The organism is Staphylococcus aureus (assembly GCF_001027105.1).
Lineage (GTDB): Bacteria > Bacillota > Bacilli > Staphylococcales > Staphylococcaceae > Staphylococcus > Staphylococcus aureus.
Genome location: NZ_CP011526.1, coordinates 264,015 through 280,560, shown reverse-complemented (window position 1 = coordinate 280,560; position 16,546 = coordinate 264,015). Strand labels below are relative to the sequence as shown.

The window sequence follows — 16,546 nt, the reverse complement described above, 5'->3', positions numbered from 1 at the left end:
TCCTATACTATTTTTTTCTTTCAGCTTCTTGGCGTTTTTCTTTATCTTTTTGTGCTTGTTCTTTTTGTTTCTTTTCGTTCTCTTCTTGTTGCTTTAATTTCTCATCTTTCGCTTTTGCTTTCTCTTCTTCAGATTTCGCTTTTTCATCTTTAACTTGTTTTTCTTTGTCTAAAATATCTTGCAATTTATCGTTATACTTTTTCGTTTCTTCAGAACGTTTATCATTCGATAAATCTCCGTTATTTTTAATCTCATTTAATTTATTAATCAACGCTAACTTTGTAATATCGTTATCATCTAAATAAGTGGCAATATTAATCGCTTCATCAAGATGTCCTTGTCCTAATTCCATCCAATATAATAAGTAGTCTTTGTTTGAATTTGGTGTCACATTATTAAGTAAATTTTCTTTCTTATCTTTTTCTAAACCTTGTTTATTTGTTTGGATATAACTTTTGGCATAAATGTAAAGTGCCTCTTTATCTAATTTTTTACCATCTAAATCATCATACGTATTTAGTACTTGCGTATAATCATCCTTTACAAATGCTTGGTATCCTTTTTCAATGCGCTCATTATGCTTCATTACTGAAAAATATAAAAAGGCTAAGAATGCAATTAATAAAACACTTAACGTTGTCATACCGATAGCAACCCATTTGAAAACGGTATGTCCTACTTTGCGTACATATGCATAATTTTGACTATAATCTTGTTCTTGTTTCTGATACTGTTCATCTAAAAATGCCGTTAGTAAATCTAACGTTGCCGCTTCAATAACTTTAGTTTCAAATGGCGTTCCTTTATGTAGTTCTAAGTTTCCTTCAACTAAAGCATCAAATGATTGTTTCTCATTGAATGCACAGATAACCAGCGCTTTATATCTTGTTAAAAATTCAGCTTCTGACACAGGTAATGGATCAACAACATTTTGTAACCCTCTTGTTTTAGCAATGGGTAATCCATCTCTTGTGAAAAATAATTCATCTGGTGCCAACACAAATGTGTAGCGTGTACGATTTACTTCTTCTAAATTTTTGATATTGAGTAAGTAACGTAATTTTTCATTTTTAGTAAATGATTTAATATTATCAAAAGGTGTATGATTGTCATTAATGTCATAATGTATTTGGAAACTGTCACGTAGTTCAGTTAATTCAGCATCTATAAAATATGGAGAATGTTGTTCTAATAAGTACATTAAATGAAAATGTTCTGGTTTAATTGAAGACTTAGGAATCTCTCTCATATCTAAGCGTAATTTTGTTTTAGCTGCTTCTTCAGCATCTAAAGGCGTTAACATATCTTGCATTTCATTTTTAGGGTTATGATTTTTAACCATCTATTTTTCCTCCTATAGTAACTTCAAAATATCTCCATCAGCGATTTGATAATCAATGAGTCGATCATTTTCAACAAGTAATTGACCTTTCGTCATCACTTTAATTTGTGTATTGACATCAAATATTGAAATGTCCAAACTATCCAATACTAAAGCTATTAAGTTTTTTATCGGTAAATATGCTGGTACTGCTAAGTCATATGTGCCGTAATTATAATTAGTAAAATCAAATGTTACTTTTACGTGCTGATTCATTTTTCGTTCGTCTCCCTTTATGAATTGAAAAAATGACAAATCCTAAAGTCAAAAAAGCCCCTACAGACATCAAAATGTACGGGAATATTTTTTTCTCCTGCTTGTTTTGAATATAGGGGCTTTTATCACTCTCCGAAGTCTTTTCTAAGTTAGATTTGGAAAATAACACTTTTTTAGTTTCATTCAAGCGAGTCGAGTGACTCGCTTGATTTTGAAACATATCATTTTTTATTTGTTGTTGTCGTTCTTTTTTCTGCTTAGCAATCGCATCATTAACCGCTTTGCTGTCTTTATTAAATAGCGTTGTATCATATTGATTTAAATCATTATTGATTCGCTTTTCCTCTTCTTGTTGCACATCAATATTAAGTCCGCCATTATTGCTAGATGCTGTTAAAAAAGTTAAAGCAATCACGCTATTCATCAACATTAGATTAATCTCTCTTTCTTAAAGTGTTTTATAAACATGTTCAGTACAAAGCCAATAATCACAAGTACTGTTAATATTACTAGCACCAAGCCTATAGGATGCTCTGCATTTAAATAATTGAAGAACATGTTATCGATATAAGACAATGGTGAAATTTTATTAGTCACACCTTGTCCAGCTGCTTTCAAATTATTCATAGCTACAAAGTATAGACCCAATGCAGCAATCATTAAGAACATACCGATAGATTTTACCTGTCTTAGTAAATACGTATTAATAAGTACGAAGACCATCATAGTTAAAATCACCATTAAGATGAATTTCGCTCTATAGCCAGCTAATACATGGAACTTATTCATTGCAATTAAACCGACAATTAACCCTTCTACCAAACCAGTTGTACCAATAACACCTGACGTAATGACATTATTCCAAAGATGGTTTTTACTACTATAATCATCTTTAATGAAATTCATTTGTCCTTTGGCACGTTCATAACTATAGAAAATATATGCTGTAATCATTGATAGTAAATACATCAATAATACGAATAATGTCGGTGAAATCACGTCTGTATTACCATTATTAGCTAAAACATTTTCTAAGTTTTTCTTTTGAACCGGATTACTCATAAATGCTTTTAATGCTTGGTTTTGTCTGTCGCCATCTTTAGAATTTTGTAATACTTTTTTAAATTCTTTAGCGAACAACTCATTATCTTTATCGTTTTTAGCCATTTGACGATTCAAATCGTTAGCTCTTACGCCTAATGCTCGACCTGTCGCATGTAGCTTATTCACATTATTGTCGACTTGATTTAATTGGCCACTAACAGAATCTGCAATTGATTTTGATTCTTGTGTATCTGATAGCAATTGCGTACTCTTTTCAGAAATTCTACTAATTTCTTTATCTAAATTTGAAGACATCGTATTAAATTCATCATTTTTGCCTTTATCAATTTTTGGTTCTTGTGGCTCTTCAGCAAAAGTCTTTTTAACGTTTTCTAACTGATCAATCAGCTTGGAAATATCTTCTTTATTTTTTGTTGTATTCTTTTTGTTATTTAAAATGTCATCAATCAGTTTGTCTGAGTTTTCTTCCATTGAATCAATTTGATGTAACACAGCTACTTTATCGTCTTTGAAACTTTCCATGTCATTGATAACTTGGTCAACCATCATATCAATTAAACGTTTGTTGTCGAATGGTTTATCTTCTCTGCCTTTTGTATCTGTGTACATTTTATAATGCGCATCAAACCTAGATAATGCACTCAATTGCTGGCTTAATGCATCTTTCGATAAGCGACCATCAAGGTTATGATTCAATGTTACATCCACAACACTCGTTGCTTTCTTATCATTTGGTTCATCTTGACGATTTGCTTGTCCAAATAACAATTGTAAATGCATTGTTTTATCTTTTAAGAAATCTTTCTCAGCATCCTTTTTCAATTTAGCAACGCCATTGACTTCAACTTTATATTCCTTGTTAGATGTATCGAGTTGAACACTTTGATCCTTAATGTCATATTTTTTACCATTAATTTTAATGTCGCCTTCAAAATTAAAATGAGGATCTGTTGCAACAGTTAATTGATTAATATCATTACTTTTAATCGTTTCAGTACGTTGCACTTTGACACCATCATTAATCAAACTACTTGTGTCTTGCGCAACTTGGTTATCGTAATCTGTTAAATTAATGTGTTCTGCTAACGGTTTTTTCAAATTATATTCATTTTTATAACGTTTTGCTTCTTTGACAATTGCTTCGTATTTATTAGCTTCATCCTCATTTAAACCTGCAGCTATAAAGTCTTGTTTAGACATGTTATAGATAAATGTTGTATCTGTATCAGGTTCTTTGACAATATCATCATGAAGTTGTTTCTCTAAGTTTTCAGCGAATTGAGCATTGTTCATTTTAATGCTATTTAGCGCATCTTGTAAGTCTTTGTTATTTGCAAGCTCATCTTGCAGTGATTCTGTTAATTGCTTACGATAGTCTTCAATCATACCTTTTGAAAATGGTGACTCTTGTGATTGAATGATTTCTCTTAATTTATCTAAGTTTTCTTTAACAGTTTGTTTATATTCTTCTTTACCTGTATCTTGCATACTTGATTGTTGATCAATTTGGCTGTCCATCTGTTTTAATGCATTGATATAGTTATCAAGTTCCACGCTATCTTTTTGCGATTTATAATCTTGTAACATTTTATCCATCGCTGTATTGTGCTCGTCAAATAATGAATTTTGTTTTTCAATTAAAGTCGAAACATTATAATCTGTGTTCACTCTGAACGTATCTGAATTCGCACTCAATAATGATTTATTGTATGTTTGGAACCATTTTGTAATGTCTTTGTTTGCAGAAATTGAATTTACAAGCGTATCTGTAAATAATTCCGGGAAGTCGTTAATTGGATTTAATAAGTAATTCGAGAATTTACTATTCACACCATGTTCACGCGTCATAATAGCGCCAACATTTTTTTGTGCATTATGTAAATTATCAATGATGCTTGTTAAATAAATTTCGACTAAGTTTTTGTTAAAGTCGTTAAGTACATTACTTACAACTTTTTCTGTGTTTTTAGCTACTTCTTCTTTTTGTCCTACAGCTGTTTTATACTGTAGCGATATTTTCGATGGTGTTTTAGCGTCTAATTGCATTGCCAATTTTGAAAAGTTTTCTGGGATAACAATCATGACTTGGTATCCACCATTTTTCAAACCAGACTCAGCAACGTTTCTTGTTACTGTTTCAAATTTATAGTTTTTCTCATTTGCTAACCTTTTAATAAATGCTTGACCCAGCTCAACTTTTTTACCGTTATATGTCGTTGGTTGATCCTCGTTAACAATTGCGATATGTATTTTATTATTTTTATTACTTACACTTTGGGATCCTTTTTCTGATTGATCTCCATATTTTGTTTGAACAAAAAATATCATACTAACTATGGCAATTATAATAATTAAAGTGACAATTAATGCATAAATCCAATTTTTCTTTTTCATGCTTATTTCCTTTCAGTTGTTTTCTTAAAAAAATGATAAGCAAAGCCACATTAGAAAATGTGACTTTGCCAATTTCAGAATGCTTATTGCAAACCGAAATTATTAGAAAGTTGTTGGTCTTGTTCTTGAACGGCATCAGCAGTGCTATTCAATTGTTGTTTAATTTCTTCTAATAATTGTGCAAATTTTTCTACTTTAGGACTAAGTTGTTGGAATTGCTCTTCGAAACGGCTGAAAGCTTGACCTTCCCAGTTCGCTGCAATTTCACCTTGTGCACGTGTTAAATCAGATAAAATTTGACGGATTTGGTCTGAACCTTGCCCGTAAGATTGCGATTTTGCTCTGATTTCCTCTGGACTCATCTTAATCATTGCCATAACTAGAAACCTCCTGAATATTTTAAGTTTATCAAAACTTTTTAGGGACACTATTTTTTGAAAAAGTGCTCCTTACTCAAATAATATATAAATTATTAGTATATGTATATAGTTTTTTAAGTATTTTTAGCTTTTTTAAAATAAATATATTGAATATACCCATATATTTTTAATTAACCATTCATTTTTGTAATATAAATGTGTATACTAAAATTAAATTAAATACATAAAGGATTAAATGGTTATTATGAAGAAAACAATTTTACTGACGATGACAACTCTTACTTTATTTAGTATGTCGCCTAACTCGGCTCAAGCATATACGAATGATAGCAAAACATTAGAAGAAGCAAAGAAAGCACACCCAAACGCACAGTTCAAAGTGAATAAAGACACCGGCGCGTATACTTATACATATGACAAAAACAACACGCCAAACAACAATCATCAAAACCAGTCACGTACAAACGACAATCATCAACACGCAAATCAACGTGATCTTAACAACAATCAGTACCATTCTTCATTAAGTGGTCAGTATACGCACATTAATGACGCAATTGATTCACACACACCGCCTCAAACGTCACCAAGCAATCCTTTGACACCAGCAATACCGAATGTCGAAGACAATGACGATGAATTAAATAACGCTTTTTCAAAAGATAACAAAGGGCTTATTACAGACATCGATTTAGACGAATTGTATGACGAATTACAAATCGCCGAATTTAATGACAAAGCAAAGACCGCTGACGGTAAACCTTTAGCATTAGGTAACGGTAAAATCATTGATCAGCCTCTTATCACAAGTAAGAACAACTTATATACTGCTGGACAATGTACATGGTATGTCTTTGATAAACGTGCCAAAGATGGACACACGATTAGTACATTTTGGGGAGATGCTAAAAACTGGGCAGGCCAAGCTTCAAGCAATGGCTTCAAAGTAGATAGACACCCAACACGAGGATCAATTTTACAAACAGTAAATGGTCCATTTGGTCATGTAGCCTACGTTGAAAAAGTTAATATTGATGGAAGTATTCTAATTTCAGAAATGAACTGGATTGGTGAATATATCGTTTCATCAAGAACCATCTCTGCTTCAGAAGTTTCATCATATAATTACATCCATTAAATTAATCATGACATCAATAAAAAGCGACCAGTTCGCAGTTTACAATTCGTAACACTGCAAAATTGGTCGCTTTATTTTGTATGTTATTCGATTATAAAATTACAAAGAAATGTTCTCTACATTCCCCATTAATCAAAATCGTTTACGAAAGTATAATTGTAGCTATAATAATCCAAGTCGTAACAACTAGTGGCACTATCGTCTTGAATAAGAATATACCGTATTTTTTCTTGCGATATATATCCAGTACTAGCCAAATTAAAATGATTATAACACCAACAAAAATAAATACAGGATTCATCGATATAGCATCTGCCTGTAACTCAGGTTGCATTCTTAATTTAGTGATAATTAACATCACTACTGAAATAATGAAAAAGTAGATACCTCTTATCTTTGATGTCTGTAAATCTAATTCCTGCTCTTCAATGACCTCTTTAGATTCACCCAATTCTTTTGCAATCAAATAATTTACTACCTTAGGTTTCACCCATAAACACTTAATTGCAAAGTACATAAAAATATATGATCCAGTATCCATAAACATTAAAAAGTTGCTTAAATCATGATCAACAAAGCGAGCGCCTATAAAATAGTAAAAAATCAATGTCCCCATTATAACAACATCTAATATTAAACCTATTATTGAAAAACCTTCACTTTTAAACAAACTAGCAATCATAGCTATATAATAAATAGCAAATATTGTTATTAAAATAAAAATTATCATGGTTAGACTCCTATTATTTTTTATGTCTTTCCTTTACATTGTCTTACCTTCATTTTCGATATCTTTCTTAATACTCTTATATAACGCGTAATTAAAATATGACCTAACAAGAAGAGCATCAACAATTATATTGATGAATATACTTAACCCTATAAAAATCTCTTCTTGCTGTGTTACAGGAACTATTAGACTTATATAAAATATTCCTCCAAAAGCAAATAATTTTATAATAATTGCTATGGCATTAACTGCAGGATTAGGATTTTCACTATCAAATTCGTTTTTATAAAATAAAAATAAACCTAACCAAGAAATAAATAACATCAAGATAATACCTAGACAATAATTGAAAACATCAAATCCAAAACCGACTACACCAAAAACGTAAATAGATACAAAAAGCAATGGCAAAGTATATCCCACAATAACGTTAAGTGTGAGATATCTAACCACATATCTTTTTTCAACTTTGTAATTTTCATTTTTCTCTTGTATGTACATCATAATCAAAATTACAGCTGTAAAGGCCATAAACACCAGTAAATACATAGGCAATTTATCATATAGTTTAGCGTAGAAAAACATAATCGCGTCAAAAAATAATGAAACTGCAACTACAAATACTCCCAATACAGTCAAGTATGGTCTTTTTATATTCTTTACAAAATCATCGACTTTCAATTCCATAAATTCATAATCTCCCCAATCTTACTTCAATATTTTTATAAGTTAAATAAATCTTCTTCGCCAAAAAAATGCATATTATTAAGTTAACCAACATTTTTCAAGAATCATTATGTAATCAAACTATTTTTTGTAGTTTATTAGATTTCCAATAACTTATTAAACATTATTATAACTAAAATTCTATTAATTTAAACAAAATTTAAAATAAACCATTTAATAAAATGTATTGTTCTGATATGATTAACTCATAAATAATTGGGAGGAAGCAAAATGTCTAAAAAGTTAAAAATTATAATTCCTATTATTATTGTCTTACTATTAATAGGTGGAATCGCATGGGGAGTTTATGCATTTTTTGCTAATACACCGAAAAATACATACCTAAAAAGTGAACAACAAACAGCAAAAATGTATAAAGATTATTTTAATGACCGTTTTGAAAATGAAGTGAAGTTCCAAGAAAAGATGAAAGATAATTCGTTTTTATCTTCATTAGAATTAAGCGCAGATGCATCAGATGAAATTGTTAAAGGGCTTGGCATTCCTAAATCTGTTGTTAATGCATCGAAAATTAAAATGTCATATGGACATGATCCTAAAAAAGAGAAATCAATGATTAATCTTGAACCAACAATCGCAGACTCTGCATTAGGGAAATTCCAGTTAGCTGCAGATAAAGATAAGCATTATTTCGAATCACCATTATTTAAAGGGAAATATAGTGTTAATAATTCTGATTTATTATCAACTTATTCAAAACTTACAGGTGAAGATGAAGAAACAGCAAAAGAAAATGGTATTACAAACCAACAACTAAATTTAAATACTCTTTTTAATAATGCTCAAGCACAACAAAGTGACTACAGCAAAATTGCCGAAAAATATTCCGAACTTATTGTCGACAAATTAGATGACGATAATTTTGATAAAGGTAAAAAAGAAGAAATTAAGGTTAATGGTGAAAAGTACAAAGTTAGACCTGTCACGTTAACACTTAGCAGAGCTGACACTAAAAAAATTACATTAGCTGTATTAGAAGAAGCTAAAAAGGATAAAGACCTTAAAAAATTAATGGAAGAACAAGGTGCTACAAAAGACTTTGAAAAAGACATCAAAAAAGCAATTGACGATGTCAAAGAAACTAAAAAGGATGAATTTGCTAAAATTCAATCTAAAATTTATACCGAAAAACATACGATTGTAAAACGAGAAATTACTATTACAGACAAAGAAAATAATAAAACTAAAATCAAAGGTACTAATACTTTAGAAGACGATAAGTTAAAACTAGATTACGCACTTGATTTCGATCAAGATAAATACACGTATGCTGAAGCGAAATATACAATTAAAGGCGTATCTTCTAAAGAAAAAGATAATAAATATAATGATAAATACGAATTTGGTAAAAAGACAGAATATGATGAATCAAAAATCAAATTAGATAACCAAGAAAAAGTAGATGGCACAAAACGTCAAGATAAAGGTAAAATCACTGTCGCATTAGATAAATATAGCGACGAAAATGAATTCACTTTTGAAAATAATATAGATTCTGACGTAAAAAATAACACTCAGAAATCTACGTTAAATATCGGCATCAAATATGCTGAAGAACCAATTAATTTCATTTTAAAATCTAGCACAAAATTGAAAGCAGATATTGATTTTGATGATAGTGGTGCAAAAGATTTCAATAGTCTATCTTCAAAAGACCGTGAAAAACTTGAAAAAGAAATCGAAAAAAATGGCGGCAAAATGTTTGAATCAATTTTAAAAAAGGCATCTAAATAACTAAAATATAAAAATAAGATTGGAAGGTCATCTTGCCTTTCAATCTTATCATTGGAGGAGTGGTTAAATGAAAACAATACATTTGTTTCGCATCTACCACTCTTTTTTATTGAAAAAGTGGTATTTGATTATCTATTTACTATTTATATTAGCGGCACTCCTTATTACATTAACGACAATCCAACATGTAACAGAAGATGACAATCATTTTAATATAGGTGTCGTAGATAAAGATCAATCAAGTGAAACGAAATTAATCTTAAACTCTATTGGTAAAGGGAGTAACCTAGGAAAAAACGTGAGCATTAAAGCATATGATGATAAGCAAGCACATACTTTGTTAAAAAAACATAAACTTCAAGGCTATTTTGTTTTTGATAAAGGTATGACCAAGGCATTTTATAAACAAGGCGAACTACCAATTTCAGTATATACATATGATCAACAATCCATGAAAAGTGTCGTGCTATCTCAGCTAACAGATTCTGTTTACCAACGTCTTATGCGATCAATGGGTGGCATCTTAGCTTTTCAAGACTTAGCACCGAAAGCATCACATTCTGACAGTATCAATGTTATGACTGATTTGCTGATTACAGGATTAAACCGTTCAGGTGCATTTAACTTAGAACCGATTCATTTATACGATACGGGCAGTTATTATGCAATTACAGGATTTTTAACAACGGTATTCATCTTTGCACTATCTTTATTTACAGTTTTGAAAATGAATCAAGATACTGTATTGAAAGCGCGATTGAAAATGTTTCATTTTTCTAAAGAGCGTTTATTAATCATTCGTACGTTGATTACATGGTTTTATACTATGTTATGGAGTATCGTTGGTGTAGTTTGGATTGTGTTCAGTATTCCGAATATCTTTGAATTATATAATTGGCCAACGTTAGCCATTCATTTAAGCTATTATGTTACCTTTTTAATACTGTGGTTATTACTCATCGAACTTTTAACAACAGGCTTGTTGAATAGTATTAGTAAAGTCATATTAGCTATTGTCATCCTGGTGTTATCTGGTTTAACAATACCTACGATTTTTTTACAACATATAGCAAATGGTGTTTTCAATATTCAACCGTTCGCAGTTGTAACAAATCAATTGTTAGAAATTATTTTAAACAACTACATTTTAGAACTGCACCCTAGTTTCTATCTTAGCTTCATCGCACTTTTGATAATTAATTTAGCTGTATTGGTTTGGAGGTATCGTCAATGAAGCCTTATATACAACTTGTTGTGTTCAAGCAATGGTTACAATACATCTTGCTCGTAACAACCATTGTCATCGCACTCGTACTTATTGGTATCGGTTACCGTGTAGCACATGACAACTTCAAAATACCGATTACCATTCAAGATTTAGACCAAACCACTGCATCAAAATCATTCGTCAATAAAATTAAACAATCTGACTATGTAACTATTAAAAAAGTCGATGAAGATGAAAGCTATATTGAAGATGATGTTACTAAAAAGGAAGCTATTTTAAGTATGCAAATTCCTAAAGGTTTCTCTCAAAAATTAAAAGAGAACCGTTTAAAAGAAACGATACAGTTATATGGTAGAGATGACTTTATAGGTGGTATTGCTGTAGAAATTGTTAGTAGTTCATTATATGAGCAGCAAATTCCTAACATTATTTATGAACACCTTGAGGATATGAAACAGCATCAATCCATCGATGCTATCAACAAGTCCTATCATAAACATACACCTGAATCTAAAATCAAATTTGTGTCGCTTACTAAACAAGCACAACACTCTATTTCAATTAGCTTAATCTTTGCGGTGATTTTATTTGTTAGCGCTGTTCAAGTAGTACTTCATTATCGTTTAAACCAACAAGCAGCATTGCAACGATTATCACAATATCATTTAAGCCGTTTCAAACTATATAGTACTTATGTAATGACACATACGATTTTGTTATTGTTGGTACTATTGGCAGTTAGTCTATATTTGTCTCAACCACTCAGCTTAATATTTTACTTAAAATCACTGTTACTTATATTGATTTATGAGATAGGTATCGTCTTTATCTTATTCCATATTCAAACAATAAGTCATCGATTATTCATGACATTTATATATGCACTTGCTATGGGTATCGTATACTTGATTATTTTCATGTAAAGGAGCGTAACTGATGATAGAAATTAATAACCTTTCAAAGCGTTACCGTAACAAACAGATTTTCAATCATTTAACTATGTCCTTTGATAGTAATCGTTTAACCGTATTACTTGGTGATAATGGTGCTGGAAAATCAACATTACTTCGTATGATTGCTGGTATTGAAAAAGCTAATGATGGAACTATCAACTATTTCGGCGAAAAATGGAATCAAAGACAAATACAAAATCACATCGGTTATGTGCCACAAGACATTGCGTTATTTGAACACATGACAGTGGCTGAAAACATTAAATTTTTTAAATCACTTTGTAAAAATCCAATTAACGATACAACTATCAACGAATATTTACAGCAATTAAACTTTGATGATACGTCTGCCAAAGTATCTACATTGTCCGGTGGGAATAAACGTAAAATTAATATATTAGTAGGTTTACTAGGTCAACCTCGAATTCTCATTTTAGATGAACCGACAGTTGGTATTGATTTAAAATCTAGACATGACATCCACCAACTACTTAACATCATGAAATCTAAATGTTTAATTATATTAACTACCCATCATTTAGATGAAGTTGAAGCACTTGCAGATGATATCAAGTTAATTGGCCAAGATCCTTTTTATCAACATGTTTTAGAGGACAAACAATGGACTTATACCTATTATTAAAACGAAAAAATCCCAAGCTGCGTATGATATCGCAACTTGGGATTTTCTGTATTATCTACTTTGCAAGTATGACGTTGGGTCTACTGCATATTGATTACCGATGCCACCAGACATACGTTGGAAGTGTACGTGAGGCGCTGTTGAATTACCCGTACTACCTGAATATGCAATTTGGTCACCAGCTTTGACTTTATCACCAGCTGAAACAGTTAAACGATTATTATGCATATACCATTGGTAGTTATTACTGTTCGCTTCTTTAATCGTTACTTGATTGCCGCCACCATAGTTACTCCAACCTGCTTGTACTACTGTACCATCAGTTAATGAGTAAACTGGTGAATTTTCAGGCATTGCATAGTCGACACCGTAATGCGCACCACCACCGTGATATTGTCCATATGGTTGTAGTTGTTTACGACTTGTTAACCAGCTTGCGTCTTTCGCATGACCACTAGCTGTCGCTTTACTTGCTGATCCACCATTTTGATTAGATGTGCCATTAGGATAATTGACCTTTCCATTACCATCATGGCTGTTATACGCTTGGTTGTTGTTACTATGTGAATAATAGCTCGCGTCTGGACCTACATTTGATTGATAACCATATTGATTAATATGCTGTTGGCTTTGACTCGCTGTGTAGTCATTGTTATCTCCTGCTGTTGCTGGATTCACATATGTTTGGCCGCTTCCATTGGCATTTGCATTTTTTGGATAACAGTTATAAAAATAATGCGTATGTCCTTGAGCATCTACGAATGTATAGCTATATTCTTTATTATCAAACATTGCTTGATTCCAGTTACCATCAGGTGTGTGATGATAATCCCCATTAGAATCAATTGTATAATAAGTACCATAAGATACGTCTTGTGATTGTGTTGACATTTGTGTATGTGCTTGTTGGGTGTTTGTCGTTTCTGCTGCATCTGCTTGATGCGCCATTGTAAATGTAGCGAAGCCCATCGTTGCAATCGCTGCTGCTGTTAATTTTTTCATGTATAAAACATCCTCCATTAAAGTTAAAGTTAGTTTTCAATTAAACTGTACTGCACATACTAAAAGAATTAGACAACTGAGTAAAGGATTTAATTCTCATTTTCCAACTATTTAATATTCCCGAAATGTTTTACTAAACTCATTACATTGTCATTACAAAATAGCCATACATTGATATTAAAATGACATCTCTCACTGCATTCGTTTAACCTTTTATAAATTTTCAAAATTAACAACTAATCGTTCGTCCATGTTCGCGATTCAACGCTAATGCATGATAGTAATCATCCATCAAATCATATCAACCAAATTCCATTATCAATCGCTATTGATTGTCATTCAACTTTCTAATAGTGATATGCTTCTCAGGCTTAAAAATCGTCATATCTTTTCTATTAATTAAATCATCTGTGAGCTTTAATGCTACTAATTCATTGCTGCCATAATACTTAATATATAACGTTCTTGTAGTTAAATTTATTACGGTCTGATACATCGTATAGTGATTGTCAGCATCATGCGGACGTACAATTCCAATCGGTATATTTACCGCATCTAATAAATAAAATGCATTCATTAAATCCATTTCTTTATCATTGTTTTGAGCAATGTTTGCTTTCATAAATGCCATTCTCACAAAGCGCTCAGTTGAAGTAAATCCACCTGGCAATCCAAATGTACCTGCTTCATTGCCTAAAGGTTCAATCGTTACACCTTCCAATAAATTTGCTGTTGCTGGATAAGGAGAAATATTGATATATTGTCTTAAATTACTATAATGCCAATTTAAGTCTGGATGATTTGTTAAGACACCAATAGGATTATCTTTTATAACCACTTCACCCTCTTTAAATGAAACTTCGACTGTATGTCCAGTTGCATCGGAAACATGATAATGCAATGGCGGAACTTCACCGATGTCATTTAAATATACAGCTACAACATGTATTTGGGATGCTTGTTGTTTCATATCTTCAATGCTTGTTGTATATCCCAAAATCCATGTCACAATTTCATTTTGCGTAATATTCATCGCGTCCGCTTTGTGTGTTGATCCATATGAACTATAACCTCGGAAATATTGTGTTGAAATGGCAACGCCATGTTCATTAACACCATCACCATAAATAAAACCTTCCATATCTGTTCCTGTGCCAATAAAGCCATATTGCGTTTGGCCTGTCGTGCCAGTGCGAGATTTCCAACGATAATTTCTAGGCGTCACTGCTGGCGAACCATCTAATGGATAATCATAATCCATCGTGCGTCCAAGAAGTACTTGATTATTTAAAGTTTGTATTGTGAATCCTGTGCACATTGTTCTCACTCCTCTGTACCTTCATTTACTTTAATCACTTTCAAATAAAGCTGTTTCACTTAAACATACTATAAAAAATCAATTATACAAGCAATTAATTGATATTCATTCTCAATAACTGTGGTATGATATGTAAGGAAATCATGACTTATGTGTGAGTGAACGATCATCTATACATCCGTTCACTTCATCTCATGACTTTCTATATTTAATTTTTACAAGGAGTGACATCTGTGAATAACACACAATCTTCACCACGCAGTAATATTATTATTGCGATTATGTTGTCTGCATTAACATATTGGTTGTTTGCACAATCATTTATTAATATAGGACCTCTCGTTGGTCAAACATATCAAACCTCTCCTGCCGTGTTAAATTTATCTATTAGTTTAACTTCCTTCGCCACAGGTATCTTCATGGTGGCTGCAGGTGATATTGCTGATAAAATAGGACAACTGAGAATGACATACATGGGTCTCATAATCAGTATGTTTGCATCTCTTCTATTAATTATATCGGACATCACTGCACTGCTCATCATCGGTAGAATTTTACAAGGTCTATCAGCAGCTATCTTGTTACCTTCAACAGTTGGCGTGTTAAATAATCAATTTAAAGGAGAACATTTAAGACGAGCGATTAGTTATCTAATGATTAGTACTGTTGGTGGCATCGGCCTAGCTGGTGTTATCGGCGGTTTAATTGCCTCAAATTTCGGATGGCAAACGAATTTCATCATTAGTATAGTCATTGCTTTCATTGCCATATTGCTTCTAAAAGGCACACCTGAAAAAGTAAGTCAACATAGCCACCGTCATCCATTCGATTACAAAGGTATGTCGATTTTCGCTGTTATGATTGGTAGCTTTACATTATTGTTAACACAAGGATTCGAACAAGGTTGGTTTAGTACATTTTCAATCATTTGTCTGAGCATTTTTATCATCACTACGTTGATATTCATCATCATCGAACGTCGACATGAAGTACCTTTTATTGATTTCTCAGTATTACGCAACCGTCCGTTCATTGGTGCATTTTTAAATAACTTTGTTTTAAATAGCGGTCTAGGCGTAACAGTGGTCTTTTTCATATATGCTCAAACACACCTTGGTTTATCAGCTGCGCAATCTGGACTTGTTACATTGCCATATGCCATTGTGGCAGTTGCGATGATTCGTTTAGGTGAAAAAGCAACATTACGTTTCGGTGGCAAATTGATGCTCATCATTGGTCCGTTGTTCCCTGTCATCGGCATCACTATTATTAGCATGACTCAATTATTGGCATCACAATATGTCATTGCAGTTATCATTGGTTTCGTCATATGTGCGATAGGTAATGGTTTAGTCGCAACACCTGGACTTACGATTGCAATTTTCAGTATGCCTAATGAAAAAGTTGGTTTAGCTACAGGATTATATAAAATGAGTGGTACATTAGGTGGCTCCTTTGGTATAGCACTAAGTACTACAGTTTTCAGTATGTTACAACTAAACTATGCACCAAGTGTAGCTGCAACCGTAACATTTATAGTCAGCATTGTATTGATGATCCTTGGCTCATTGTCTGCATACATGATCATTCCAAAAACAGTTAAATCTTAAATATAAT

The 16,546-nt window shown here is 31.9% G+C and carries 15 protein-coding genes; 6 read left to right on the top strand and 9 right to left on the bottom strand.

Annotated elements, in window-relative coordinates:
- Positions 1–7: 7 nt before the first annotated feature.
- The 5 genes from essB to esxA all read right to left on the bottom strand — a co-directional run bounded on the left by essB (position 8) and on the right by esxA (position 5,433).
- Entirely contained in the window at positions 8–1,342 is a 1,335-nt protein-coding gene (gene essB / locus AA076_RS01235) for a type VII secretion protein EssB (RefSeq protein WP_000240338.1), read from the bottom strand.
- Positions 1,343–1,354: 12 nt separating this feature from the next.
- Positions 1,355–1,597 carry a type VII secretion protein EsaB gene (gene esaB, locus AA076_RS01230; RefSeq protein ID WP_001071606.1) on the bottom strand — a complete coding sequence of 81 codons (243 nt, stop codon included), beginning with the start codon at positions 1,595–1,597 and terminating at the stop codon, positions 1,355–1,357.
- Positions 1,569–2,027, bottom strand: a complete 459-nt coding sequence (gene essA, locus AA076_RS01225; RefSeq protein WP_000928935.1) for a type VII secretion protein EssA — start codon at positions 2,025–2,027, stop codon at positions 1,569–1,571. Before essA ends, esaB begins: the two co-directional genes overlap by 29 nt.
- Positions 2,027–5,056 (bottom strand): type VII secretion protein EsaA, encoded by a 3,030-nt coding sequence (esaA, locus tag AA076_RS01220; protein WP_000728949.1) that lies wholly within the window; start codon positions 5,054–5,056, stop codon positions 2,027–2,029. Before esaA ends, essA begins: the two co-directional genes overlap by 1 nt.
- 83 nt (positions 5,057–5,139) lie before the next feature.
- On the bottom strand, positions 5,140–5,433 hold the full coding sequence (gene esxA, locus AA076_RS01215) for a WXG100 family type VII secretion effector EsxA (protein WP_001240826.1): 294 nt from the start codon (positions 5,431–5,433) through the stop codon (positions 5,140–5,142).
- Positions 5,434–5,680: 247 nt separating this feature from the next.
- Here esxA and AA076_RS01210 point away from each other — a divergent pair, with 247 nt between their 5' ends.
- Positions 5,681–6,574, top strand: a complete 894-nt coding sequence (locus AA076_RS01210; RefSeq protein WP_001836348.1) for a CHAP domain-containing protein — start codon at positions 5,681–5,683, stop codon at positions 6,572–6,574.
- A 142-nt stretch (positions 6,575–6,716) separates the two neighbouring features.
- Here the strand turns inward: AA076_RS01210 and AA076_RS01205 are convergent, their stop codons facing one another.
- Positions 6,717–7,304, bottom strand: a complete 588-nt coding sequence (locus AA076_RS01205; protein ID WP_000583198.1) for a DUF5080 family protein — start codon at positions 7,302–7,304, stop codon at positions 6,717–6,719.
- A 33-nt stretch (positions 7,305–7,337) separates the two neighbouring features.
- The gene (locus tag AA076_RS01200) at positions 7,338–7,991 is read right to left on the bottom strand and encodes a DUF5079 family protein (RefSeq protein ID WP_000421225.1); all 654 of its coding nucleotides are present in this window, start codon (positions 7,989–7,991) and stop codon (positions 7,338–7,340) included.
- A 270-nt stretch (positions 7,992–8,261) separates the two neighbouring features.
- On the opposite strand from AA076_RS01200, the gene AA076_RS01195 reads away from it, so the two are divergent.
- The 4 genes from AA076_RS01195 (at position 8,262) to AA076_RS01180 (ending at position 12,609) form a co-directional block, all read left to right on the top strand.
- A complete protein-coding gene (locus AA076_RS01195; RefSeq protein ID WP_000038517.1) occupies positions 8,262–9,785 on the top strand; it encodes a DUF6583 family protein in 1,524 nt (507 codons plus the stop codon).
- 67 nt (positions 9,786–9,852) lie between these two features.
- The gene (locus AA076_RS01190; RefSeq protein WP_000848764.1) at positions 9,853–11,019 is read left to right on the top strand and encodes an ABC transporter permease; all 1,167 of its coding nucleotides are present in this window, start codon (positions 9,853–9,855) and stop codon (positions 11,017–11,019) included.
- Complete coding sequence (locus AA076_RS01185; protein WP_000806113.1) at positions 11,016–11,936, top strand: ABC transporter permease; 921 nt, start codon at positions 11,016–11,018, stop codon at positions 11,934–11,936. The genes AA076_RS01190 and AA076_RS01185 overlap by 4 nt, the downstream gene beginning before the upstream one ends.
- A 13-nt stretch (positions 11,937–11,949) precedes the next feature.
- The gene (locus AA076_RS01180) at positions 11,950–12,609 is read left to right on the top strand and encodes an ABC transporter ATP-binding protein (protein WP_000570071.1); all 660 of its coding nucleotides are present in this window, start codon (positions 11,950–11,952) and stop codon (positions 12,607–12,609) included.
- A gap of 51 nt (positions 12,610–12,660) precedes the next feature.
- On the opposite strand, the gene lytM is transcribed toward AA076_RS01180, so the two are convergent.
- Positions 12,661–13,611 carry a glycine-glycine endopeptidase LytM gene (gene lytM / locus AA076_RS01175; RefSeq protein WP_000736798.1) on the bottom strand — a complete coding sequence of 317 codons (951 nt, stop codon included), beginning with the start codon at positions 13,609–13,611 and terminating at the stop codon, positions 12,661–12,663.
- A 325-nt stretch (positions 13,612–13,936) separates the two neighbouring features.
- Positions 13,937–14,929 carry a choloylglycine hydrolase family protein gene (locus AA076_RS01170; RefSeq protein WP_000337364.1) on the bottom strand — a complete coding sequence of 331 codons (993 nt, stop codon included), beginning with the start codon at positions 14,927–14,929 and terminating at the stop codon, positions 13,937–13,939.
- 233 nt (positions 14,930–15,162) lie between these two features.
- On the opposite strand from AA076_RS01170, the gene AA076_RS01165 reads away from it, so the two are divergent.
- Entirely contained in the window at positions 15,163–16,539 is a 1,377-nt protein-coding gene (locus tag AA076_RS01165; RefSeq protein ID WP_001066546.1) for an MFS transporter, read from the top strand.
- Positions 16,540–16,546: the final 7 nt, after the last annotated feature.